Source organism: Brevibacterium sp. K72 (assembly GCF_050562175.1).
Lineage (GTDB): Bacteria > Actinomycetota > Actinomycetes > Actinomycetales > Brevibacteriaceae > Brevibacterium > Brevibacterium casei.
In genome coordinates, this window is the sequence record NZ_CP191582.1 from 2,923,847 (window position 1) to 2,946,443 (window position 22,597).

Genomic DNA, 22,597 nt, shown 5'->3' on the forward strand with positions numbered 1-22,597 from the left:
GCCTACGAGTCGGCGACGACTCCCCGGCGGACGGCCTCGATCGTCCGCCGGATGCGCACCGCGGTCTCCGGGGCGCTCACCTCGGCGAGCTGCCCGAGCAGGTCGAGGGTCTGCTTCGCCCAGCGGACGAAGTCACCGGCGGCGATGTCCGTGCCCCGGAGCGACTCGGCGAGGTTCTTCCCCTCCGTCCACCGGAACATCGGGGTGAACAGTCCCCGGTCGGGTTCGGGCGTCGGGGTGAGCGCGTGCTGCTCCTCGAGGCGGAAGAGCTCCCGCCACAGGTCGATCGCCGCATCGCCGGCGACCTTGAGGTCGCGGCTGGGCGCACGCTCGGCGTGGAAGCTCTCGCTGCGACGCGCCTGATAGACGAAGCACGAGGCGAAGGCGGCGAGTTCGGGTTCCGTGAGGCCGTCCCACAGGCCGGCGCGCACGGTGAGCGCCACGAGCAGGTCCCGCTCGCCGTAGATGCGGCGGAGCATGTCCGAGTGCTCGGGGTCGAACCCGAGGGTCGTGAGCACCTCCTGGACGCGTTCGAAGACGAGGGCGATCGACGTCGTCCTCCCCTCGATGCGTTTGATCAGGGACGCGTTCTCCTTCTCGAGCTTCGCCGCGCGGTTGGCCCACCGGGCGTGGATCTCCCGGTCGGGACAGTCATGGCAGGGGTGGGCGCGCATCCTGGCGGTGAGCTCGGCGACCGTCGAGCTCACCCCGCCGGGCGCGCTGTGGGGCACCCAACGCACGTCCCGATCGACGCGGCCATCGGCGATCGCCTCGGCGAGGATGCCCAGCAGCGCCCGACGGTCGGAGGCCTGACGGTGGTTGAACTTCTTCGGCACCCGGATCCGTCCCATCGGGGCCACCGGCTCGGTGACCTCGTGGGGACGCAGATGCCACACCTTGCCCTGCTCGGTGAGCACGGTCGGGAGCCGGGAGACGCCGTCGCGGTTCGTCATCGGGGCGATGATCACCGCAGTGCCCTCGACCCGCCGCGCGGGCAGGGTGATGACGTCGCCGATCTTCAGCGCCGACAGGGACTCGACGATCTCGCGCTGCTTGACCTTCGACTTCGTCCTCGTCTCCTGCTTCTCCGTCTCGGAGATCTCACGGCGCAGGGCCGCGTACTCCCCGAAGTCGCCCCGGTCGCAGTGCATCGACTTCTCGTACGCGGCGATCGTCGCCTCGTTCTTCCGGACCTTGCGGGCGAGGCCGACGACGGCCTTGTCGGCCTGGAACTGCGCGAACGAGGTCTCGAGGACCTTCGCGGCATCGGCCGGGCTCATCCGGGAGAGCAGGTTCGCCGTCATGTTGTAGGTGGGTCCGAACGCGGATCCGAGCGCGTACGACCGGTTGGAGGCGAGGCCGGCGATCTCGCTGATGTCCATCGTGGGGTGCCAGACGACGACGGCGTGGCCGATCCGGTCGATGCCGCGGCGGCCGGCGCGCCCGGTCAGCTGCGTGTACTCCCCCGGGGTGATCGAGACGTGGGCTTCGCCGTTGAACTTGACGAGCTTCTCGAGCACGACCGTGCGGGCGGGCATGTTGATGCCCAGCGCCAGCGTCTCCGTGGCGAAGACGACCTTGATGACCCCGGCGGAGAAGAGCTCCTCGACGAGCTCCTTGAACTGCGGGATCATGCCCGCGTGGTGGGCGGCGACGCCGCGGAGGAGGCCCTCGCGGAACGTGTGGTAGCCGAGGATCCCCAGATCCTCCGCCGGCAGCTCCTCGCGCAGCCGCTCGAGAGCCGCGTTGACGATGACGTTGTCCTCGCGGGAGTTGAGGTCGGCGCCCGTGGCGATGTACTGCTCGACGGCCTCATCACAGCCGTTGCGGGAGAAGATGAACATGATCGCCGGGAGCATCCCCGCCTCGGCGAGGGAGGCGACGATCTGGGTCCGGCTGGGGCGGCGGAACCGGGCGCGATTGCCGCGCTCGCGCTTCGACCGGGGTCCGCCGTACGTGCGGGTCGCGTGCGCGAGCGCCGGGTCGATGCGCTCGGAGTCGTGATGGGTGAAGAGGTCGTACATCCGGTGGCCGACGAGGGCGTGGTTGACGAGCGGGACCGGGCGGTGGGAGGTCGAGACGACGGTCGTCGGCCCCCTGACCTCGCGCAGCCACGCTCCGAACTCCTCGACGTTGGACACGGTCGCCGAGAGCGAGACGACCTGGACGCGTTCGGGCAGGTGGATGATCACCTCCTCCCACACGGGACCGCGGAACCGGTCGCCGAGGTAGTGGACCTCGTCGAGGACGACGAAGCCGAGGTCATCGAGGCCGCCCGGGTCGTTGTAGAGCATGTTGCGCAGGACCTCGGTGGTCATGACGATGATCGGCGCATCCCGGCGGATCGTCGTGTCCCCGGTGAGGAGTCCGACGTTCTCGGCGCCGTGGACGGCGACGAGATCGGCGAACTTCTGGTTGCTCAGCGCCTTGATCGGGGTGGTGTAGAACACCCGGGTGCCGGCGTCCATCGCGAGGTCGACGGCGAACTCGGCGATGATCGTCTTGCCGGCCCCGGTCGGCGCGGTGACGAGGACGTCCTTGCCCTCCTGGAGCTCCTGGCACGCCTCGATCTGGAAGTCGTCGAGCTCGAAGTCGGTGCGGGCGAGGAACCGACCCAGCGGGGTCTGCTCGCGTTCGGCCCGTCCCCGGAACTCCGCGTACGCCTGCGCCGGGCTCTTGGCCTCGGCGTCTGCGGTGGCCTCGGCACCCGCCGAAGCGGTGTCATGGTCGTTGCGGTCTCCGCGCCTGCTCATGCTGTGCCCTTCCCACTGTCCTCGTCGAGCTCGTCCGGGTCGACCCAGATGCCCTGGGCGACGAGCTTGCGCTTGCGGCGCCGGTCGTTGAGAATGCACACCACCCACGCCAGGCAGAACAGCGTGATCATGGGGATGACGAGGAAGAACATCGACATCGCATCGGGTGTCGGAGTGGCGATCGCGGCGAAGATGAAGACGATCATGACGATGATGCGCCACGACTTGCGGATCCGCGTCGCCGAGAGGATCCCGAGCATGTTGAGTCCGACCATGAGCACAGGCAGGACGAACGCGATGCCGAAGACGACGATGATGATCATGACGAACGTCAGGTAGTCCTGGGCGGGGATGATGTTCGTCGCCCCCTCAGGGGTGAACGACGTCAGCGCCTTGACCGCGTTGGGCAGGGCGAAGAACGCCATCGCCGAACCGGCGAGGAAGAGCGGAACGGCCGCGCCGAGGAACCCGAACGAGTAGCGCTTCTCCTTGCTCGTGAGCCCCGGGACGATGTACGCCCAGACCTGGTAGAGCCACACCGGACACGAGATGAAGAGGCCGATGAACAGGGAGAGCTTGATCTTCATGTCGAAGGCCGAGGCGACCCCCGCGAAGTTGATCTGCGCCACCCGGCCCGACGTGTCGTTGATCGTCCGGATGGGCTCCTGGAGGATGTCGAGGACCGGGTCGTAGAGGAACCATCCGCCGACCGCGCCGAGGACGATGGCGATGGCGGCGATGACGAACCGATTGCGCAGTTCGACGAGGTGCCCCATGACGGGCATCCTCTTCTCAGGGTTCTTCCTCCGTGAGGTCCGGCCTCTGCGCTGACTGCTGTCTTTCACTTCTCGCGTGGCTGCGGATCCTGATTCCTGTGCGCCGCCGGCTGCGCGGCGTCGGGGGCGGACGGGGGCGTCGACTGGGTGGACTGGCCCGCATCACGGCCGAGCTCTCCGGGTTCGGTCGTCTTCTCATCCTTGTCGTCGCGCAGGTCCTTGACCTCGGACTTGAAGATCTTCAGCGACTGACCGAGGCTCCTGGCGAGCATCGGCAGCTTGGGCGCACCGAAGATGAGGATGATGACGATGACCACCACGGCGATATGCATGGGGCTTAAGTTCATGAGAGCTCCTTGGCTTGTGTTTGCTCGAGGTGATTCTACTCTGTGCGGCTGAGCCTTTCATCCGACTCACCAGTGCGCTCAGCCGAGTCGGCGCCTCGCTGCGGCGACCGCATCGGCGGCATCGATGTCCGCGATGACGTCGGCGTGGCCCAGCAGGAAGCGGCTGAGCCAGTCGAGCGAGTGGACGGTGAAGCGCACCTCGACGCTGCCGTCGCCGCCTGCGTCGTAGACCCGTTCGTTCACGTCGATTTCATCGGCGAGCCACGCTCCCTCGGCGCGCAGCGTCATCGTCACCTCCTGCGGGGCCGGTGCGGGGGCGCCGGTGCCGATCGGCGGGTGGCTCGTCTCGGCGAAGCGGCGGATCCGTGAGAGCGCGAAGCGCCTGGGCGCCTGGGCCGAATAGCACCACGCATCGAGGTACCAGTCGGCGCCGGGAACGAGCCGGGTCGGGGCGATCGTCCGCGTCGTGAGTTCGTCGCGGGAGGCGACGTAGTAGTCGATCTCGACGGCCGCGCTGGCGTCGATGAAGCCCTTGAGCGCGCTCATCAGCTCCGCATCGGCGGGCACCGGGCTGACGTCGACGGGGGTGTGGAGGTTCTCACCCGCGGCGAGACGCAGCTTCGCCGCCGCCGTGCGCACCGCCTCGGCGTCGAGGCCGGGCAGGGCGTCGAGGAGTTCGAGGGCGAGGACGAGGAGGCCCGCCTCCTCGGCGCTCAGACGCACGGGGACGGAGACCTCCTCGGCGTTGGAGATGAAGATCTTCCCGCCGTCCCACGTCGCATCGATGAGGTCGTCGGGCATGTGCCCGGGTCGGCCGGTGACGAAGAGGAGCTCGAGGTCGTCGATGAGGGTCGCCGAGTCGATGCCGAAGTAGGCGGCCGTCTCCTCGAGGTCGGCGCCGGGATGGGCGTCGAGGTAGGGCACGAGGCTGAGCAGCCGGGTGAGGCGTTCACGCGCTGAGGACACTGCGACCTCCCAGCCGATCGAGGGCCTCGGCGATGACCTCGCGTCGTCGGTCGACGGCGCGCGCGAGTTCGTCGGGCCGAACGACACGCACGGCGTCACCGTAGCCGACGATCTCCGCGGCCAGGGTCTGGGCATCGGAGTACTCGACGACCTGGTGCTCCCCATCGGTGCGCACGGACCGCCGCCGCAGCGGATCGGCGCGGTGGGCGGCGATGTCGAGGACCGCCTCGGTGACGACGGCCATCTCCGTGCTCGCATTGAGCGAGACCTGGGGCACGAAGTCGGCGGGGATTGAGTAGTCGCCGGGTTCACGGCCGCCGAGTTTGGCAAGCTTCCCCTCGATCCGGGTCAGCCGGAATGTCCGCTCGGCCCCGCGGTGGAGGTCGTTGCCGACGAGGTAGACCCGGTCGCCGCGGCTGAGCAGGGCGTAGGGTTCGAGCCGCACCTTCCGCGCGCTCTGTCCGGGCTTGTGGTACTTGAACCCGATCGCTTCGCGGGCGTTGATGTGGTGGAGCGCGGTGGCGAAGTTCGCATTCCCCAGCTTGCTCGCCGCCCCGGGGCTGAAGCCGAGCCCGGGCACGTCGTCGCTGAGCTCGAGGCCGAGTGCCCGCAGCTTCGTCAGCGCCTGCGCACTCGAGGCACCGAGTTCGGTGTCGGACCAGAAGCGGGCGGCCACCGCCACCGCCGCCGCCTCGGACGGGGTGAGGTCGACGTCGCCCATCGCGTAGTCGTCGGTCGAGATGCGGTACCCGGTCTCCCCGACATCGGAGTACGCATCGTGCTCGGCGCGGGTGGCGATCGTGATGCCCATGTGCCGCAGCAGCTCCTTGTCACGGGAGAACTTGCGATCGAAGGCGACGTCGTCGAGCCCGGCGTAGCCGTCGATCGCGGTCATGAGCGTCTTCCGGGACACCCAGCCGCGGGCGGCGCGCAGGGCGATGAGCAGGTTCATCAGCCGCTCGGTCTGCTGTCGCTGCCGGTTGGGTCGTTGAGTGTTCACAGACTCCACCGTAACGCAGAACCACGGCCGGGAAGCACCGCGCGGGATAGGGTTGGGGCATGATCCATTGGCGCACAGGCATCGTCACAGCCATCCGTTCCACCCGTCCCGGCCTCACCGAGTTCACCGCCGAACTCGAGACGCCCCTGCCGGGCACCGACATCGCCGAGATCAAAGCGATCGCGTACACCGACGCCGTCGGTGAGCCCGAGGTCGGCGACACCGTCCTCCTCAACGTCTCTGCGCTCGCCAAGCGCCTGGGCACCGGCGGCTTCGGGCTCGTCGTCGCCCTCCCCGACCGTCTGCCGGCCGATCCCCCGCCGGGGCCCGGCCACCTCGTCAAGGACCGCTATTCGCCGCTCCAGACGATGGTCCTCGGCGTCGACGATCAGGAGTCCGAGCACCACGGGGTCCTCGCCGCGGCGGAATCGCTGGCAGGCATGCCCGTCCTCGTCGCCGACCTCCATTCGGCACTGCCGGCGATCGTCGCGGGCATCCGGGCGGTCGATGACGATCTCAGGGTCGCCTACGTCCTCAGCGACGGCGCCGCCCTGCCTGCGGCGTTCTCGCAGGCCGTCGCCGGGCTCAAGGAGGCAGGATGGATCGCCGGCAGCGTGAGCACGGGACAGTCGTGGGGAGCCGACCTCGAGGCAGTGACGGTCCACACCGGCCTGCTCGCGGCCAAGCACGTCCTCGGCGCCGACATCGCCGTCGTCGCCCAGGGACCGGGCAACCTCGGCACCGGGACGAAGTACGGGTTCTCCGGGCTCGTCGCCGGTGAGCACCTCAACGCCGCGGCCCTCCTCGGCGGGGTGCCGGTCGGGGTGCTGCGGATGTCGAACGCCGACGCCCGCGGCCGGCACTTCGGGATCTCCCACCACACGCTGACCTCGCTCGCCGAGGTGGCTCGGCCCGGCGTCCGCGTGCCTGTACCCGACTTCACGACGCTGACCGAGGCCGAACGCGCCGAGATGGACCCTGAGCCCGGGGTCATCGCCGAGACGGTCGCCGCGCAGCTGCCGCAGCTTCACGACCACGAGCGCATCGACGTCGACCTCACCGGTCTGTGGCCCGCGCTCCAGGCCTCTCCGGTGGGCCTGTCGACGATGGGACGCAGACTGCCCGCCGATGCGGCAGCGTTCCTCGCTGCCGCCGCGGCGGGCAGGTATGCGGCCGGGCTCGTCTAGCCCGCGCCGGTCGGCTGAGCTGAGCGCTCAGCGCAGCGTCGGTCTCAGCGCACGCCTTCGAGGTCGCACACGAAGATGAGGCTCTCACCGGGCTTGATGACGCCGCCGGCGCCCTGGTCGCCGTAGGCGAGGTGCGGCGGGATCTGCAGGGTGCGGCGACCGCCGACCTTCATCCCCTGGATGCCCTGGTCCCAGCCGGCGATGACCATGCCGGAGCCGAGCCGGAACTCGAGCGGGGTGCCGCGGTTGTACGAGGCGTCGAACTCCTCGCCGGTCGAATGGGCGACGCCGACGTAGTTGACGCTCACGGTGTCTCCGGCCTTCGCCTCGGGGCCGTCGCCGATGATGTCATCGACGATGACGAGCTCGGTCGGGGCGTCGCCGCCGGGGAAGTCGACGACGGGCTTCTGCTTGCTCATGGGTGTCTCCTTCTGGGTGGTCCTGTCAGCGATCCGGGATCGGATCGCCGGCCTCTCAGCCCTGTGCCGAGAGGATGTCGATGACGAAGACGAGGGTCGCGTTGCCGGGGATCTTCGGCGGGCTGCCCTGCTCTCCGTAGCCCTTGTCCGGCGGGATGACGAGCACGATCTGGCTGCCGACCTTGGCCCCGACGAGGCCTTCGTTCCAGCCTTGGATGACGTTGGCCTCGCCGACGGGATCGACGGCGAACGGCTGTCCGCCCCCGCCCCAGTTCGAGTCGAAGGGCTGGGAGGCGTCGTCCCACAACCAGCCGGAGTACTTCACGGCGACCTTCTGCCCCTTCTTCACCTCGGGGCCGGTGCCCTCGATGGTCGTGAAGGACTGCATCTCGGCGGGCGGTTCGCCCTCGGGCTGGGTGATCTTCGGCGTGCCGTCGTCCTCCCAGCTCACGGTGAGCGGGTTGCCCGCCTGGTCGGCCTTCTTCCCTTCCGCCCGGGTGAGCGGCTTCGTCGTGTCCTCGACGTCGATGACGTAGACGAGCGTCTGGCTCGGCTGTCCCTGCTGGGGACTGCCGTTGAGCGTCATGAGCACGCGGGAACCGACAGGGACGCCTTCGAGGGCGTTGAACAGCTCCTCGGAGATCTGGGCCGTGTCCATCGGGAAGCCCGCCGGGGACTTCGAGTCGTAGCTCGACTCGACGACGTCTCCGGTGGTCCCGGACACGAGCGTCATCTGCGCGGTGACCTGCTCGCCGTCGGCGACGGGTTTGCCGTCGCCCTCGCTGAGCACCTTGGACTCGGTCTTCTCGACGACGAGTGGTGCCTCGAAGCTCACCGTCGGCTTCTTCCCGGGCTTGCCCTCGACGGTGATGTCGTCGAGGCTCGTCGACTTCGCGTCCTGCGCGGGCACCGATGCGGGGGCGCTGGCACCGCCGTCCTCGGGTTCGCTCTGCCCGCAGGCCGAGAGCAGCAGCACGGCTGCGGCGATGGCACTGAGCACTCTGGTGCGCACGTGGTTCCTTTCGTTCGAACTTCTCCAGCGTCGATCCTACAGGCCGGCGATGAGTGCCTCGGCCTGGGCATGCGTCGCGGAGAACGGGTCCTTGAGGGCGACCGCGCGCCCGGATTCGTCGTTGAGCCGCAGATGCACCCAGTCGACGGTGTAGTCGCGCCGGGCGTCGTGGGCGGCACGGATGAACGCGCCGCGGACCGCTGCCCGCGTCGTCTCGGGCGGTTCGTCCTTCGCCCGCGTGACCGCCTCCGCGGGGACGAGGCTCTTCGCCAGTCCCGCCGCCTCGAGTCTGGGGAAGAGTCCCGTGCCCGGGGTGATGTCGTGGTAGGCGATGTCGAGGCGCTGGATCTGCGCGTCGCCGATCCCGATCCCGCCGCGGGCCATCGCCCGGTCGATGAGCGCCTTCTTCATCACCCAGTCGATCTCCGTGTCGACGGACGAGAAGTCCTGGGTCTCGACGGCGCCGAGCATCCGCGTCCACAGGTCGATGACGTAGGCGGCGAGGTCGTCGTCGCCGAGGCTGTGGTCCCCGGTCTCAACGAGGTGGGCCGCCCGGTCACGATAGTCACCGAGGAGTCCCAAGGGCGTCGTCACCGTCCCGTCGGTGCGCTCGAGCCGGGAACGGCCGGTGAGGTCGCGGGCGATGACCCGGATGTCGCGCACAGGGTGGCGCAGACCGTGGTCGGGGATCCGCGCCCCCTGCTCGATGAGGTCGAGCATGAGAACGGCGGAGCCGAGTTTGAGCGCCGAGGTGGCCGTCGACATCGAGGAGTCGCCGACGATGACGTGGAGCCTGCGGTACTTCTCCGCATCGGCGTGGGGTTCGTCGCGGGCGTTGATGATCGGCCGCGACCGGGTCGTCGCCGAGGACAGCCCCTCCCACATGACGTCGGAGCGGGCGGAGAGGCCGAAGGTGAGCTCGCCGCGGTCGGCGTCCTCATCGGGGCTGAGACTCGAGGTCCGCGGGATGATCGCGCCCGCCCCGACGAGGAGCTGCCGGGTGACGAGGAAGGGCAGGAGGACGGTCGTGAGCCGGTTGAAGTCGAGCCCGCGGCGGATGAGGAAGTTCTCGTGGGAGCCGTAGGAGTTGCCCGCGGCGTCCGTGTTGTTCTTGACCATGTGGATCCGACCGGACAGGCCGTCGGTGTCCATGCTCGCCTGAGCTTTCTCGAGCAGGTCGATCATGTGGGCCTCCCCCGCCCGATCCTGGGCGAGGAGATCGCCGAGGCTGTCGCATTCGGCCGTTGCGTACTCCGGGTGGGAGCCGACGTCGAGGTAGAGGCGCGACCCGTTGGGCAGGAAGACGTTCGACGAACGCCCCCATTCGACGACGGGGCGGAAGAGGTAGCGGGCGATCTCCTCGGGACCGATGCGCTTGTGGTCCTCCCCCGGCGTGTGGGCGAGGCCGTACTCGGTCTCGAGTCCGTAGATCCGCGCCATCAGGCGCTCCGGAGCTCGGCGACCGCGGCATCGGAGAGCCTGCGGAACTTCCGGTGCCCGGCGACCTCGCGGTCGAGGACGGCGGCTTCGAGGTCGTCGACGGCAAGCGGTCCCGTCGTCGTTGCGGCCAGCGCGTCGATGCCGAGCCCGAGGACCTCGGGCAGCGGCTTCCGGCTCGTCACCACTCCCCGCAGCCGCTCGGTGATCGCATCGGCCTGCCCGCCGATCGCCACGTGCTCGGTCTCGTCGATGACCGAACCGTCATAGGTGATCCGATAGAGCTGGTCGTCGGCCGGGGTGTGGCCGAGTTCGGCGACGACGAGTTCGACCTCGAAGGGCTTCGACTCGGTGGTGAAGACGCCGGCGAGCGTCTGCGCGTACGCGTTCGTCAGTCCCCTGGCGGTGACGTCGCTGCGGTCGTAGGAGTATCCGCGCAGGTCGGCGTAGCGGACGCCCGCCTGGCGCAGGGTCTCGAACTCGTTGTACTTGCCGACGGCGGCGAACCCGATGCGGTCATAGATCTCGGCGATCTTGTGCAGCGTCGGCGAGGGGTTCTCGGCGAGGAGGAGGATGCCCGTCTCGAAGCGGAGCACGACGACGGAGCGGCCGCGGGCGATGCCCTTGCGGGCGAAGTCCGCCCGATCCTTCATCAGCTGTTCGGGCGAGACGTAGAACGGGGCCTGGGTCATGACTGCGCCTTCCGCGTCCGCTCGGCGACCACCTCGGTGGCGGTGGCGAGCACCTGGGCTGCCGGGATCTGCGTGACCCCGGTGCCGAGTTCGACGGTGAAGACCGTCGGGGCGATGGCCCGGACGAAGTCGGGTCCTCCCGTCGCCGAGTCGTCGTCGGCGGCGTCGAAGAGCGCTTCGACGGCGACGGCGATCGCCGCTTCGGTCTCGAGCGCCGGTTCCCACAGCTTCTTCAGCGCTCCGCGGGCGAAGCCGGAGCCCGAGCCGATTGCATGGAAGCGGTGCTCCTCGTACTTGCCGCCGGTGACGTCGAAGCTGAAGATCTGCCCGTCGGGCCGGGACTCGTCGACGCCGGCGAACATCGGCACGACGGAGAGTCCCTGCATCGCCAGGCCGAGGTTGCCGCGCAGCATCGCGGCGAGCCGGTTGGCCTTGCCGCCGAGGGAGAGGCGCGCGTCCTCGATCTTCTCGTAGTGTTCGAGTTCGAGCTGGAAGAGCCGGATGAGGTCGAGGGCGACACCGGCGGTCCCGGCGATGCCGATGACCGAGAAGTCGTCGGCGGGCCGCACCTTCTCCATCGCATGGGAGGCGATGAGGTTGCCGATCGTCGCCCTCCGGTCACCGGCCATGAGGATGCCGGATGCGGTGCGGAAGCAGATGATCGTCGTGCCCTCGGGCACCTCCGCACCGTGGTCCGCGCCGTTCCACCGGGGCAGGGCCTCGGGGGCGAGGTCACGCAGGAGGTCGGTCAGGGAGTTGCTCGTCGAGGAGAGGTACGCAGGAGGAAACCCTGCCATCTCATTGCCCGCCCTTCTGGACGAAGTTGCGGACGAACTCCTCGGCGTTGGATTCGAGGACGCTGTCGATCTCGTCGAGGATCGAATCGACGTTCTCGGTGTTGATCTGCGCGGACACGGCCTGCGGCGGATCGACCGGGGGCTCGTCCCCGCCGGCGGAGTGGTCCTTGTTGATCTGCTCGTTCGAACTCATCACAGCCTTCTCTCTTGCGTCTTCGCGCTCAGTCTAGTCACTCCGAGACGACGGAGCAGGGTGGGTGCGTCGTCGACTCCCGCCAGCCGGTCCTCGAGCAGCGCACGGGTGCCCTTGCGCGGTTCGCTCATCGGCAGGCGCACAAGCCCGTATTCGCCGGCGTCGAGGACGAGGGAGTCCCAGCTCGCGGCGACGAGGGAGGCGGAGAACCGGGTGACCGCGAGCGAGCGGAGGTAGGCGCGGGTCCCCTCGGGCGGGGTGACGACGGCGGCTTCGACCTCGGCGTCCGTGGTCAGCCGCGTGATCCGCCCGGCCCGTTCGAGTTTGTGGAAGAGGCCCTTCTCGGGCCGGACGTCATGGTACTGGACGTCGATGAGGCCGAGCTTCGGATGGTCCCACTCGAGGCCCTCCCGCTGCCGGTAGCCCTCGAGGAGGACCCATTTGGAGACCCAGTCGATCGAGTCGGCAAGCGACTTCGGGTCGGCGGCGAGCCCGTCGAGGAAGCGGCGCCATTCGGCGAGCACTTCGGCGGTCTCCGGGTCGTCGTCGGCGTGCTCGCTGCACGCGGCGAAGTAGAGCTCCTGGATCTCCAGGGCGCTCAGGCTCGTCCCGTCGGCAAGCGGCAGCCGTGCGCTCAGGGTGAGGTCCCTGCTGACGTCCCAGAGCGACTGGAGGGGGTCGGCGAGTTCGAGGCGGGGGGCGAGTCCCTGCTCGATGAGGCCGAGGACGAGCGCGGTGCTGCCGAAGCGGACGAGGGTGGCGGGTTCGGCCAGCGTGGCGTCGCCGATGATGACGTGGAGCCGGCGGTACTTCTCCGGGTCGGCGTGGGGTTCGTCACGGGTGTTGACGATGGGCCGGCGCAGGGTCGTCTCGAGCCCGACCTGGGCTTCGAAGAAGTCCGCGCGCGAGGAGATCTGGTAGCCCGGCGTCTCCCCTTCGCGTCCGAGCCCGACCCGGCCGGAGCCGCAGAGGATCTGTCGGGTGACGAAGAACGGGATGAGTCCGGCGACGAGGTCGTCGAAGTCGACGGCGCGGTCGACGAGGTAGTTCTCGTGTGTGCCGTACGACGCGCCCTTCGAGTCGGTGTTGTTCTTGTAGAGATTGACCGGAGCGGCCGAGCGCTCGAGCCGACGCACCGAGTCGAGGGCGACGAGATCGCCCGCGCGGTCGTAGGTGACGAGGTCGCGCGGGGTGAGCACCTCCGGGGAGGAGTACTCGGGGTGGGCGTGGTCGACGTAGTAGCGCGCGCCGTTCTCGGTGACGACGTTGGCCAGGTATTCGGCTTCGACCGCTTCGGCGGGCAGGTGCGTGAGCTGGGAGGCGTCGGCATCGGCGACGTTCATGAGGAACCCGCGGGCGTCGGCGAGCGGTGACTCGGTCTCGAAGTCCCAGAAGCTCTGCGAGGACTTCAGTCCTCGCGGGCCCGCATAGGCGTCGACGACACGCGCCGAGTCCCGCATCGGATTGGCCCCCGGATTGCCCGGCTGGCTCAGCCCGAACTCCGTCTCCGATCCCATCACCCGGTGCACGGTGACCATGTCCACTCCTCCAAACGTCTAGACTCGCCTACGTGGCAGCGAAGAAATCCCATCTCCCCATCGCCCTCGTCGTCGACCTCGTGCTCGTCGTCCTCTTCACCATCATCGGTCATTACACGCACTCCGGGAATCTCGATCCCCAGGGGCTGCTCACGACCGCGTGGCCGTTCCTCGCCGGTCTCGGCGTCGCGTGGGTGCTCACCGCGGTCTGGGACCGCCCCCTGTCCCCGCTCCACTCGGGCACGGGCATCTGGGCGATCACCGTCCTCGTCGGCCTCCTCCTGCGCGGTCTCACCGGGGCCGGCGGGGATCCCGGGTCGGTTCCGGTGAGCTTCATGGTCGTCGCCTCCGTCCTCAACCTCATCACCCTCGTCGGCTGGAGGATCATCGCCACCGCAGTCGCCGGGGGAAGCCGCACCCGCCGCTAGAACAGGACGCCTGCGACCGGGCGGCCCGGTCAGCGCAGGCGAACGGCTCAGAGCAGATCCGAGTCCGGCGTCGCCTCGGCGATCTCGGACTCGAGCGCCGGGGCTCCCCGGGTGGTGTCGAGGTGCATCATCCGCAGGTGCGTGACCCTCTCCCCCTTCCGCCCGGAGATCCGCGCCCACTCGTCGGGGTTCGTCGTGTTGGGCAGGTCCTCGTGCTCGCTGAACTCCTCGGCGATCGCCTCGGCGAAGTGCTCCGGATGGAGTCCGCGCTCCCCCGTCTCGAGCAGCGATTTGATCGCTCCCTTCTTCGCCCGGTCGACGATGTTGTGGATCATCGCCCCGGACGCGAAGTCGGAGAAGTGGAGGACCTCTCGGGACCCGTCGGCATAGGTCGCCTCGACGAACTCGTTCTCCGGAGTCGCGGCGTACATCCGCTCGACGCAGAAGTCGATGAGCGCGGTCACCGCAGGCTCCGGGCCGCCGTGTTCGGCGACGAGCGCGGGATGCAGCGGCAGCTCCGCGGTGAGGTACTTCCCGAAGATGTCGCGGGCGGCCTCGGCGTCCGGACGTTCGATGCGGATCTTCACATCGAGGCGACCGGGACGCAGGATCGCGGGATCGATGAGGTCCTCGCGGTTGGAGGCGCCGATGACGATGACGTTGTCGAGCTGTTCGACGCCGTCGATCTCGGTGAGCAGCTGCGGAACGATCGTCGTCTCGACGTCGGAGGACTTGCCCGTGCCGCGGGTGCGGAAGAGCGACTCCATCTCGTCGAAGAAGACGACGACCGGGAACCCGGCGGAGGCCTTCTCGCGGGCGCGGGCGAAGATCAGGCGCAGCTGCCGCTCCGTCTCACCGACGTACTTGTCGAGCAGCTCGGGGCCCTTGATGTTGAGGAAGTACGTCCGCCTGGCCTGCGCGGCCGTGGTCCTCTCCGCCAGCGAGTTCGCCACGGCCTTGGCGATGAGCGTCTTGCCGCAGCCGGGAGGACCGTAGAGGAGGATCCCCTTGGGCGGCTTGAGACCGTGCTCGGTGTAGAGCTGCGGATGTTCGAAGGGCAGTTCGACGGCGTCCTGGATCTGACCGATCTGGTCGGCGAGACCGCCGATGTCGGAGTACGTGATGTCCGGGACCTCTTCGAGCAGGAGCGAGGAGACCTCGGGCTTCTCGACGACCTCGAGCGCGTAGTGGGTGCGGGAGTCGACGACGACGGCATCGCCGAGGCGCAGGCCGGAGTCGATGAGCTCCTGGGTGAGCACGTAGACCTGCTCGTCATCACCCGGAGCGCCGACGAGGATGCGGGTGTCGTCGACGAACTCACGGACGGTGACGACGCTGCCGACCGCGGCGAAGTCCCCGGTGCCGATGATGACGAGGCCTTCGGAGAGGAGGACATCGGAGCCGGGGGTCAGGTGCTTCGGCTCGACCTCGGGTCCGACGGCCAGACGCATGCGCCGGCCGCCGACGATGACGTCGCCGGTGAGTCCGTCGGATGCCAGCGCCACGAGGGTGCCCCAGCTGTTCGGCGGCTCGGTCAGCCGCCGGGCCTCCTCCTTGATCCTCCCGAGCTCCTCCCTGGCGGTGCGCAGGGTCGTCGAGAGGGCCTCGTTGCGCTTGCCCGCACTGTAGAGCTGCTGGCGCAGCGAAGCGGTGTCCTCGCGCAGCTTCCTCACCTCAGGGGTGGACGTCTCGGTCATCGCTCCTCCTCCTTGTGCTCCAGTCGCCTGCCGGCCTCACGCATCACCCGCCGCAGCTTCTTCCCCGTGGCCACCCGGGTGCCGATGGCCGTCTCCGTAACCTCGCCGCCGGTCCAGGCGTCGACGTCGGCGGGTGAGGCCGGCGCCCCCTGCGGGCGCTTCTTCTTCTCCAGTGGCGCACTGCCCGGGGCCATCCGGCGGGCGATGACGAGGAATCCGGTGTGGGCGATCATCCGATGGTCGGGGCGCACGGCGAGTCCGTCGACGTGCCAGCCGCGGACCATCGACTCCATCGCGTTGGGCTCGCTGAAGCACCCCGATGCGCGCACGGCCTCGACGAAGCGCGAGAGCTGGGGGACGGTGGCGACATAGGCGACGACGGCGCCGCCCGGTGCCAGCGCCGTGCTCACGGACTCGAGCACCGTCCACGGGGTGAGCATGTCGAGGACGACGCGGTCGACGGTGCCGGGGGCGAACTCCTCGGGCAGCCGCTCGGCGAGATCGCCGACGGACACCGCCCAGTTCTCCGGTCGGCCGTCGAAGAAGTCGGCGATGTTGCCCGCCGCGATCTCCGCGAACTCCTCCCTGAGCTCGAACGAGTGGACGCGGCCCTCCGGCCCGACGGCGCGCAGCAGGGCGATCGACAGGGCGCCTGAGCCGACGCCCGCCTCGACGACGGTGGCTCCCGGGCGGATGTCGCCGAGGGTGACGATGAGACCCGAATCCTTCGGGTAGACGACTGCGGCGCCGCGGGGCATCGAGAGGACGAAGTCCTCGTAGAAGGGGCGGAAGACCTGGAAGTCGACTCCGCCCGAGTTCGTCACCACGATGCCCTCGGGACGACCGATGATCTCGTCGTGGCCGATGAGGCCCTTGTGCGTGTGGAACACCTCGCCCGCGGCGAGCACGATGGTGTGCATCCGGCCCTTGGGATCGGTGAGCTGGATCTTCTCCCCCGCCCGGAGCACGGCTGCGGCGGGGATCGTCTCTGGCTGCGTCATGATGCTTCTACTCTACGCTGGTGAGGTGTGCCTTACGCACACCGGTTCAGGCTGCGAGAAGCTCGTCGAAGAACTCCTGCAGATCGATCACGCCGATGAGCGTGTTGCCGTCCATGACCAGGCAGAACTGCGCTTTGGGACGGTGGGTGAGGGACTCGAGGAGGTGCGGGGCGGTGATGTCCTTGGGCACCCCGATCCATCCGGCAAGGGGACGTGCCACGTCGCCGGCGGGGATCCGCGCCGAGGATTCGGCCAGTCGCCCTGCCGCGGCGTGGCGGTCGACGAGGCCGTAGGGCAGGCCCTTCTGGTCGAGGACGACGATGAGCGTGCGCTCCTTCGCGTTCCCCAGCGTGTTCGCGTAGTCGAGCGTGTCGGCGAGGTCGGCATCCCACGTCGCGGCGATCGCCGGCTGGATGACCTGGGAGAGGTCGTAGGTCTCCATCTTCCGCGCCCGCTTGGCATGGGTGGCGGCATCGCCTGCGGAGAACCACAGCATGATCGCGATGAGCGACATCCACGCGACATTGAGCGGATCGGGCCGCTGACCGGCGAGCAGCGGGGTGATGACCGACCAGCCGATGAACCCGGCGGCGATGATCCGTCCCACCCAGCTCGCGACGATGGTGCCGAGGTACTGGGAACCGGTGATCCGCCACATCAGCGCCTGCAGCGCCCAGCCGCCGTCGAGCGGGATGCCCGGCAGCAGATTGATCGCGCCGAGGGCGACGTTGGCGAAGGTGACGGCGATGAGGAGCAGCCACGGCACCGAGGACGGGGTGACCGCGCTCAGGCACCACCAGCCGAGCAGGGCGAGGACGATGTTGACGATGGGGCCGACGATGGAGATGACGAAGCTCGTCATCGCCGCCTTGTCCCGCGGGTTGTCGACCTGGGGTTCGAAGCGGGTGAACCCGCCCCAGATGTTCAGCTCGATCGCTGCGACCTTCTGCCCGTAGAACTGCCCGGCCACGCCGTGGGCGAGCTCGTGGAGGAACACCGAGGCGAAGAGGAGGACGGCGTAGGCGAACGCCACCGCCCACGACCAGATGCCGAGGTCGGGGCGGACGGTGAGCACCCAGGGGGCGAAGAGGATGGTGATGACGATCGCCGCGAGGAACCACGACCAGGCCAGGATCACCGGGGCACCGAGGACGGTGCCGAGGCGCAGGCCGGAGGAGGCACCGGTCTGGTGGTTCTTCACGGCCATCGCAGGACATCCTCAGATCGGTTGGGGTCGGGACTACTCAGCCTAACAGCGACAGGTGGCTTCACCATGTCAGACGCGTCGTGTCCGCTCAACTCGGCGCCCATGTCAGACCCCCTGGCTAGAGTGGTCCCATGGCCGAGCTCACCAGTCTCTCACCGTCCCGCGCGAACGACTTCGTCCAGTGCCCCCTGAAGTTCCGGTTCCGCAGCATCGACAGACTCCCCGAACCGCCCTCACAGGCGGCATTCAAGGGCACGCTCGTCCATTCGGTGCTCGAGCAGCTCTTCACCCTGCCCGCCGCCGAGCGGACCGAGGAGGCGGCTGCGGCGATGCTCCGCCCGAGCTGGGAGGCGCTCATCGAGAAGGACCCCGACGTCCTCGAACTCTTCGCCCACGAGGGCGAGAGGGAGACGTTCCTCACATCGGCGCGTTCCCTCATCGGCGCGTACTTCACCCTCGAGTTCCCCGAACACCTCGAACCGGAGTCGACGGAGAAGTACGTGACGACGACGCTCGACTCGGGGCTCGAGCTGCGCGGGTTCATCGACCGGGTCGACGTCGCCCCCGGCGGGGAGAAGCGGCTCGTCGACTACAAGACGGGCAGGCAGCCGAAACCGCAGTACGGACGGGAGGCGAAGTTCCAGATGGGCTTCTACGCCCTCGTCGAGTACCGGCTCACCGGCGAGCTCGTCCACACGCTCCAGCTCATGTACCTCGGTTCGCGCAGCGTCCTCAAGTCGCATCCGACGATGGCCGACATCGAGGGCAGCGAGTTCGAGATCGATGCGATCTGGAAGGACATCGTCGCCTCCGCCGAGTCCGACCGCTGGCGTCCCCGCAAGTCCCCGCTGTGCAACTGGTGCTCGTTCAAGCCGCTCTGCCCGGCGTGGGGCAATGCGGCACCGCCGACCCCGGAGATCACGCGGATAGTCGGGATGTGACCGTGCGCAGGTCGTCGACGCTGCGTCCGGCCAGGCTCGGCCAGAGCGTCGTCCCCGGCGCCGGGTCGAGGTCGACGAGGTGCGGGATGCCGACGGCGATCGTCCCCGCCGCCTCCGCGCTGGCCAGGCCCGGACGGGAGTCCTCGAGGGCAACGCACTCGGACGGGTCGACCCCGAGCAGGGCGGCGCCTGCGAGGTAGGGCTCCGGGTCGGGTTTGCCGGCGGCCACGTCGTCGCCGGCGACGAGGCCGGCGAAGCTGCCGGGCGGGCACGCGGCGATGACCGCCTCGGCGAGGCTGCGGTAGGACATCGTCACCATCACGCACGGGATGCCCGCCTCCCGCAGCTCCTCGAGCAGCTCGAGGGCGCCGGGACGGAACGGCACGCTCCGGCGGATGCGCGCGATGACCCCGTCGAGCAGGGTCTCGACGATGACGGGGGCGGGCAGGTCGAGACCCGCGTCTCGCATCATCGATGCCGAGGTGAGGAGGTCGTTGCCGACGAACTCGAGTCCCTGCTCCTCGCTCCACGGCAGTCCGTGGGCGGCCATGAGCTCGGTCTCGGCCGCGATCCAGAAGGGCTCGGTGTCGACCAGGGTTCCGTCCATGTCCCAGAGGACTGCGGCAGGGTTCGTCATGGTTCCAGCGTAATCTGGTCGCATGACATTTCTCCCATCAGGTCACGGTGCGCTCGTCTTCATCGCGTTCGAGGGACAGGATGCCGACGCCTCGGAGGCCGCGAGCTCTCTGGTCAAGGACCTCATCGACGCCTGGGCGCTCGACGACAGCGAGATCCTCGACACCGACGGCTTCTACGAGTTCCGCTTCTCCGAGCCCGAGATCGAACGCGACGAGACGGGCAGGGCGACCATCGCGTGGCCCGGCGTCGAGGTCCACCGCGGAGAGCATGCAGGCACCCCGGTGACCGTCATCCACGGGCACGAACCCGGGCTCAAATGGCGGGAGTTCCTCTCCCTCATCCTCGCCGAGGTCGGTGAGGACGATTCCGTCGTCCTCCTCGGCGGACTCCACGCAGAGGTCCCGCACACCCGTCCCTTCCCCGTCGTCGCGAACACCGAGGACCCGGACCTCGCCGCCGCGCTCGGGATCGAGATCAACAGCTACTCCGGTCCCATCGGCATCCTCGGGCTCCTCGGGGTGGCGTGCTCATGGCGCGGGCTCAAGTCGATCAACCTCTGGGTCGGCGTGCCCGACTACTTGAGCGACTCGCCGTCGCCGAAGGCGGAACTCGCTCTCGTCCGCGCCGTCGAACGGACCACGGGAGTCGAGATCGACATCCCGATCCTCGAGGAGGAGAGCCGGGCCTGGGAGCTCGGCGCCGATGAGGTGGTCTCCGCGAATCCGCAGCTGAGCGATCTCGTCAAGGAGCTCGAGGAGCGCATCGACGCCACCGAGCTGCCCGAGGCCAGCGGCGAGGCGATCGCCGCGGAGTTCGAACGCTACCTGCGCGGACGCGGCCGGGACAGGTAGGCCGCCGGGACCGGCAGCACGCGGTCTCAGTCGCGCAGGCGGATCCCGAGGAGGGAGTCGACGGCGTCGGCGACGCGGTCGCCGCTCACCGGTCCGGCATCCCCTGCCGGCGAGTCCGCGTAGTGCTCGGCCCATTCGTCGAGGATCCCGAGCGCCCGCGGGCTGTCGAGGTCGTCGGCGAGGGCTTCGCGCAGCAGTGCGATGATGTGTCCGCGCAGGCCCTCCCGGCATTCGGCCTCGCGGTCTGCGGCATGTCGCCATGCAGCGAGCCGCTTCTCCGCCGCCTCGAGCAGCTCGGGGGTGAACATCCAGTCGCTGCGGTAGTGGTTGGACAGGAGCACCGTGCGGATGACCATGGGGTCGACGCCCTCGGCGAGCAGCTGGGAGACGAGGACGAGGTTGCCCTTCGACTTGCTCATCTTCTCGCCCTGGTAGCCGACCATGCCCGTGTGCATGTAGGTCTTCGCGAGCGGACGGTGGAGCCATGCCGCACTGTGCGCGGCCCCCATCTCGTGGTGGGGGAAGACGAGGTCGCTGCCCCCGCCCTGGACGTCGACGGGCAGTCCGGCCTTCTCCTCGGCGATGACCGTGCACTCGATGTGCCAGCCGGGTCGGCCCGGTCCGAGGCTGCCCCCGTCCCAGGACGGTTCGCCGTCACGCTCGGCCCGCCACAGCAGCGGGTCGAGCGGGTTCTCCTTGCCCGGGGTCTCCGGATCTCCGCCGCGTTCGGCCGACAGCCGCAGCATCGTCGCCTTGTCGTCGTGGCTGACGCTGCCGAAGGGCGGCTGGACCGGGGTGGCGACCCGGTAGTAGACGTCGCCGGTCTCGAGCGTGTACGCCGCTCCGGCCTCGATGAGCGCCGCGACCGCCTCGGCGATCTGCGGGATCGATTCGACGACGCCGACATAGTCCTGCGGCGGGACGACGCGCAGCGCCTCCATGTCGTCGCGGAAGAGCTGGATCTGGGAGTCGGCGAGTTCGCGCCAGTCGACGCCGGTGGCTTCCGCGCGTTCGAGGAGGGGGTCGTCGACGTCAGTGGTGTTCTGGACGTAGACGACGTCGAGTCCGGCGTCGCGCCACACCCGACCGAGCAGATCGAAGGCGACGTAGGTGGCCGCATGCCCGAGGTGGGTCGCATCGTAGGGGGTGATCCCGCAGACGTAGAGGGTCGCCGTCCCGTCCTTGCCGGTGAGCTTCCGAGGACTGCGCGCCCCCGTGTCGAAGACCGTGGGCAGGATGCCGGGGGTGGACAGAGAGGGCAGTTCGGGAGCGGACCAAGACTTCACGCAGACCAGCCTAACCGAGAGGCCGGGATTCGAGCATTTCCTAGATCGGGGGCCACGGGATGACCGTGCGATCCCCCGGAGGCTCGGGGAAGGCGCCGGCCTCGGTGAGAGCCACGGCGCGGTCAGTGAGGGCGCTGATCTCCGCGGGAGCCAGGCACTCGCCGAGGCTCTCAGCGAGCTCGTCGGGCATGGCGGAGACGGCCTGCAGGGCCGCCGTCTCCGCGGCATCGAACGCTTCGCCCGCGAAGCCCCAGAGGACGGTGCGCAGCTTCTCGTCGGTGTGGAAGCTCAGTCCGTTGTCGATGCCGTAGGTGCTCTCGGCGTCGGGGTCGCCGGGCAGGGTGCTGCCGGTGATGATGTGTCCGGCCTTGCGGTCCGCGTTGCCGACGAGGAGGTCGAAGAAGGCGATGCGCCGCAGCCCCGCGCCGAGGCTGTGGGAGAGGACGAGGTCGCGTCCCTCCTCGGTGCGCAGAGCGAACATCGGCACGTACCCGTCGGGGATCTCGGCCACCCCGGTCAGTGCCACGGGGTCGTCGTCTCCGGCGTCCTCGACGTAGGCCTGCAGCGAGCCGGGTCCCGCCGGGAGGTCGGTGCGCAGGACGGTCGGGGGGACGACGCCGAGGTCGAGATGCCGGCTCAGTCGGTAGGACGCGACCTCCCGCAGCCCGAGCGTCCCGCGGGGGAAGTCCCGCAGCGGCCGCTCCCCCGACATCGGCTTGTAGACGGCTTTGAGTGTGTGCTCCCCGGATTCGACGACGACGAGGGAGGTGGCATTGCTCGCCCGTGGGATGTCGCCCATGAGCGTCGACTCGCCCTGGGTGAGAGCGGTCTCGATGAGGTCGCGGGTCATCCTCCGCGCTTCAGGCTCGGGCCACGCCGTTGGCGCGCGGGCAGAGGTGTCCCTCCGGCTCGAGCGGCAGCGAGCAGAACGGGCAGTCGCCGCGCCCGGCGGAGACGACCTGTTCGGCGCGGCGGGCGAACTCGCGGGCTCCGGCCGCGTCGAGGACGGTGCGCAGGACGTCGCGCTCGACCGCGTCGTCGTCGGGGTCGGCCGAGGTTCCCGCCTGCGCGTCCTCCTCGGTGAGTTCGAAGCATTCGACGACGAGTTCGTGGGCGACGGTGTCCCAGCCGAGGCTCATCGTCCCGACCCGGAACTCCGGGTCGATGGGGACGTTGAGACCGGCGTTGTCGATCCGGTCATCGATCGCCGTCTGCGGGACGCGGGCGGCGGGGTCCTTGATCATCACCATGTCGAGGAGCTCGGTGATGCGGTCGGCGAGGATCTCCACCTGCTCCTTCTCGACGATCACGGTCGTCAGCGCGGACCCGGACTTCGCCTGGAGGAGGAAGGTCCGCTCCCCCGGCAGACCGACCGTGCCGACGACGAAGCGATCAGGGGTGGGGTGATCGTAGAGTGAGGCCATGCCGTC

General features: G+C 69.2%; 23 protein-coding genes. 4 read left to right on the top strand and 19 right to left on the bottom strand.

Annotated elements, in window-relative coordinates; genetic code table 11:
* Positions 1 to 2 precede the first annotated feature (2 nt).
* The 5 genes from ACQ1RG_RS13215 to ACQ1RG_RS13235 all read right to left on the bottom strand — a co-directional run bounded on the left by ACQ1RG_RS13215 (position 3) and on the right by ACQ1RG_RS13235 (position 5,842).
* Positions 3 to 2,753, bottom strand: coding sequence for a DEAD/DEAH box helicase (locus ACQ1RG_RS13215; RefSeq protein WP_430600158.1), 2,751 nt, complete (start codon positions 2,751 to 2,753; stop codon positions 3 to 5).
* The gene (tatC, locus tag ACQ1RG_RS13220) at positions 2,750 to 3,538 is read right to left on the bottom strand and encodes a twin-arginine translocase subunit TatC (RefSeq protein WP_040341022.1); all 789 of its coding nucleotides are present in this window, start codon (positions 3,536 to 3,538) and stop codon (positions 2,750 to 2,752) included. The genes ACQ1RG_RS13215 and tatC overlap by 4 nt, the downstream gene beginning before the upstream one ends.
* Positions 3,539 to 3,594: 56 nt before the next feature.
* Positions 3,595 to 3,876, bottom strand: a complete 282-nt coding sequence (tatA, locus tag ACQ1RG_RS13225) for a Sec-independent protein translocase subunit TatA (RefSeq protein ID WP_040341024.1) — start codon at positions 3,874 to 3,876, stop codon at positions 3,595 to 3,597.
* A gap of 78 nt (positions 3,877 to 3,954) precedes the next feature.
* Positions 3,955 to 4,842: a WYL domain-containing protein gene (locus ACQ1RG_RS13230; protein ID WP_063250917.1), complete on the bottom strand. Its 888-nt coding sequence runs from the start codon at positions 4,840 to 4,842 to the stop codon at positions 3,955 to 3,957.
* A complete protein-coding gene (locus ACQ1RG_RS13235; protein WP_430600159.1) occupies positions 4,826 to 5,842 on the bottom strand; it encodes a helix-turn-helix transcriptional regulator in 1,017 nt (338 codons plus the stop codon). The genes ACQ1RG_RS13230 and ACQ1RG_RS13235 overlap by 17 nt, the downstream gene beginning before the upstream one ends.
* Positions 5,843 to 5,901: 59 nt before the next feature.
* Here ACQ1RG_RS13235 and ACQ1RG_RS13240 point away from each other — a divergent pair, with 59 nt between their 5' ends.
* The gene (locus ACQ1RG_RS13240; protein ID WP_063250915.1) at positions 5,902 to 7,029 is read left to right on the top strand and encodes a DUF3866 family protein; all 1,128 of its coding nucleotides are present in this window, start codon (positions 5,902 to 5,904) and stop codon (positions 7,027 to 7,029) included.
* Positions 7,030 to 7,073: 44 nt separating this feature from the next.
* On the opposite strand, the gene ACQ1RG_RS13245 is transcribed toward ACQ1RG_RS13240, so the two are convergent.
* Genes ACQ1RG_RS13245 through dop form a run of 7 tightly spaced genes read right to left on the bottom strand, consistent with a single transcriptional unit; the run spans position 7,074 to position 13,117 of the window.
* On the bottom strand, positions 7,074 to 7,448 hold the full coding sequence (locus ACQ1RG_RS13245; protein ID WP_009375802.1) for an FKBP-type peptidyl-prolyl cis-trans isomerase: 375 nt from the start codon (positions 7,446 to 7,448) through the stop codon (positions 7,074 to 7,076).
* Between the two features lie 55 nt (positions 7,449 to 7,503).
* On the bottom strand, positions 7,504 to 8,460 hold the full coding sequence (locus ACQ1RG_RS13250; RefSeq protein ID WP_231882275.1) for an FKBP-type peptidyl-prolyl cis-trans isomerase: 957 nt from the start codon (positions 8,458 to 8,460) through the stop codon (positions 7,504 to 7,506).
* A gap of 36 nt (positions 8,461 to 8,496) precedes the next feature.
* Positions 8,497 to 9,900: a Pup--protein ligase gene (gene pafA / locus ACQ1RG_RS13255; RefSeq protein WP_063250913.1), complete on the bottom strand. Its 1,404-nt coding sequence runs from the start codon at positions 9,898 to 9,900 to the stop codon at positions 8,497 to 8,499.
* A complete protein-coding gene (gene prcA / locus ACQ1RG_RS13260; protein WP_009375808.1) occupies positions 9,900 to 10,589 on the bottom strand; it encodes a proteasome subunit alpha in 690 nt (229 codons plus the stop codon). Before prcA ends, pafA begins: the two co-directional genes overlap by 1 nt.
* A complete protein-coding gene (prcB, locus tag ACQ1RG_RS13265) occupies positions 10,586 to 11,386 on the bottom strand; it encodes a proteasome subunit beta (RefSeq protein WP_009375810.1) in 801 nt (266 codons plus the stop codon). The genes prcA and prcB overlap by 4 nt, the downstream gene beginning before the upstream one ends.
* A 1-nt stretch (position 11,387) precedes the next feature.
* Positions 11,388 to 11,579 carry a ubiquitin-like protein Pup gene (locus tag ACQ1RG_RS13270; RefSeq protein WP_095375555.1) on the bottom strand — a complete coding sequence of 64 codons (192 nt, stop codon included), beginning with the start codon at positions 11,577 to 11,579 and terminating at the stop codon, positions 11,388 to 11,390.
* Positions 11,579 to 13,117 carry a depupylase/deamidase Dop gene (gene dop, locus ACQ1RG_RS13275; RefSeq protein WP_201670938.1) on the bottom strand — a complete coding sequence of 513 codons (1,539 nt, stop codon included), beginning with the start codon at positions 13,115 to 13,117 and terminating at the stop codon, positions 11,579 to 11,581. Before dop ends, ACQ1RG_RS13270 begins: the two co-directional genes overlap by 1 nt.
* 32 nt (positions 13,118 to 13,149) lie before the next feature.
* Between dop and ACQ1RG_RS13280 the strand changes: the two genes are divergently transcribed.
* Complete coding sequence (locus ACQ1RG_RS13280; protein WP_009375819.1) at positions 13,150 to 13,545, top strand: DUF3054 domain-containing protein; 396 nt, start codon at positions 13,150 to 13,152, stop codon at positions 13,543 to 13,545.
* A gap of 47 nt (positions 13,546 to 13,592) precedes the next feature.
* Here the strand turns inward: ACQ1RG_RS13280 and arc are convergent, their stop codons facing one another.
* The 3 genes from arc to ACQ1RG_RS13295 are packed head-to-tail and all read right to left on the bottom strand — an operon-like array spanning position 13,593 to position 17,450.
* Positions 13,593 to 15,242, bottom strand: coding sequence for a proteasome ATPase (gene arc, locus ACQ1RG_RS13285; protein WP_201670940.1), 1,650 nt, complete (start codon positions 15,240 to 15,242; stop codon positions 13,593 to 13,595).
* Positions 15,239 to 16,243: a tRNA (adenine-N1)-methyltransferase gene (locus tag ACQ1RG_RS13290; RefSeq protein WP_009375823.1), complete on the bottom strand. Its 1,005-nt coding sequence runs from the start codon at positions 16,241 to 16,243 to the stop codon at positions 15,239 to 15,241. Before ACQ1RG_RS13290 ends, arc begins: the two co-directional genes overlap by 4 nt.
* 46 nt (positions 16,244 to 16,289) lie before the next feature.
* Positions 16,290 to 17,450, bottom strand: coding sequence for a site-2 protease family protein (locus ACQ1RG_RS13295; protein ID WP_009375825.1), 1,161 nt, complete (start codon positions 17,448 to 17,450; stop codon positions 16,290 to 16,292).
* Positions 17,451 to 17,581: 131 nt separating this feature from the next.
* Here ACQ1RG_RS13295 and ACQ1RG_RS13300 point away from each other — a divergent pair, with 131 nt between their 5' ends.
* Positions 17,582 to 18,391: a RecB family exonuclease gene (locus ACQ1RG_RS13300; RefSeq protein ID WP_201670942.1), complete on the top strand. Its 810-nt coding sequence runs from the start codon at positions 17,582 to 17,584 to the stop codon at positions 18,389 to 18,391.
* Here ACQ1RG_RS13300 and ACQ1RG_RS13305 read toward each other — a convergent pair.
* The gene (locus tag ACQ1RG_RS13305; RefSeq protein WP_201670944.1) at positions 18,369 to 19,028 is read right to left on the bottom strand and encodes an HAD family hydrolase; all 660 of its coding nucleotides are present in this window, start codon (positions 19,026 to 19,028) and stop codon (positions 18,369 to 18,371) included. The genes ACQ1RG_RS13300 and ACQ1RG_RS13305 overlap by 23 nt on opposite strands.
* A gap of 22 nt (positions 19,029 to 19,050) precedes the next feature.
* On the opposite strand from ACQ1RG_RS13305, the gene ACQ1RG_RS13310 reads away from it, so the two are divergent.
* Positions 19,051 to 19,881, top strand: coding sequence for a proteasome assembly chaperone family protein (locus ACQ1RG_RS13310; RefSeq protein ID WP_095375550.1), 831 nt, complete (start codon positions 19,051 to 19,053; stop codon positions 19,879 to 19,881).
* 26 nt (positions 19,882 to 19,907) lie between these two features.
* Here ACQ1RG_RS13310 and mshC read toward each other — a convergent pair whose 3' ends face one another.
* Genes mshC through ACQ1RG_RS13325 form a run of 3 tightly spaced genes read right to left on the bottom strand, consistent with a single transcriptional unit; the run spans position 19,908 to position 22,591 of the window.
* Positions 19,908 to 21,167, bottom strand: coding sequence for a cysteine--1-D-myo-inosityl 2-amino-2-deoxy-alpha-D-glucopyranoside ligase (gene mshC, locus ACQ1RG_RS13315; RefSeq protein ID WP_430600160.1), 1,260 nt, complete (start codon positions 21,165 to 21,167; stop codon positions 19,908 to 19,910).
* Positions 21,168 to 21,207: 40 nt separating this feature from the next.
* Positions 21,208 to 22,017 carry an SCO1664 family protein gene (locus ACQ1RG_RS13320; RefSeq protein WP_009375835.1) on the bottom strand — a complete coding sequence of 270 codons (810 nt, stop codon included), beginning with the start codon at positions 22,015 to 22,017 and terminating at the stop codon, positions 21,208 to 21,210.
* A 10-nt stretch (positions 22,018 to 22,027) separates the two neighbouring features.
* Entirely contained in the window at positions 22,028 to 22,591 is a 564-nt protein-coding gene (locus tag ACQ1RG_RS13325; RefSeq protein WP_009375837.1) for a DUF3090 domain-containing protein, read from the bottom strand.
* Positions 22,592 to 22,597 lie beyond the last annotated feature (6 nt).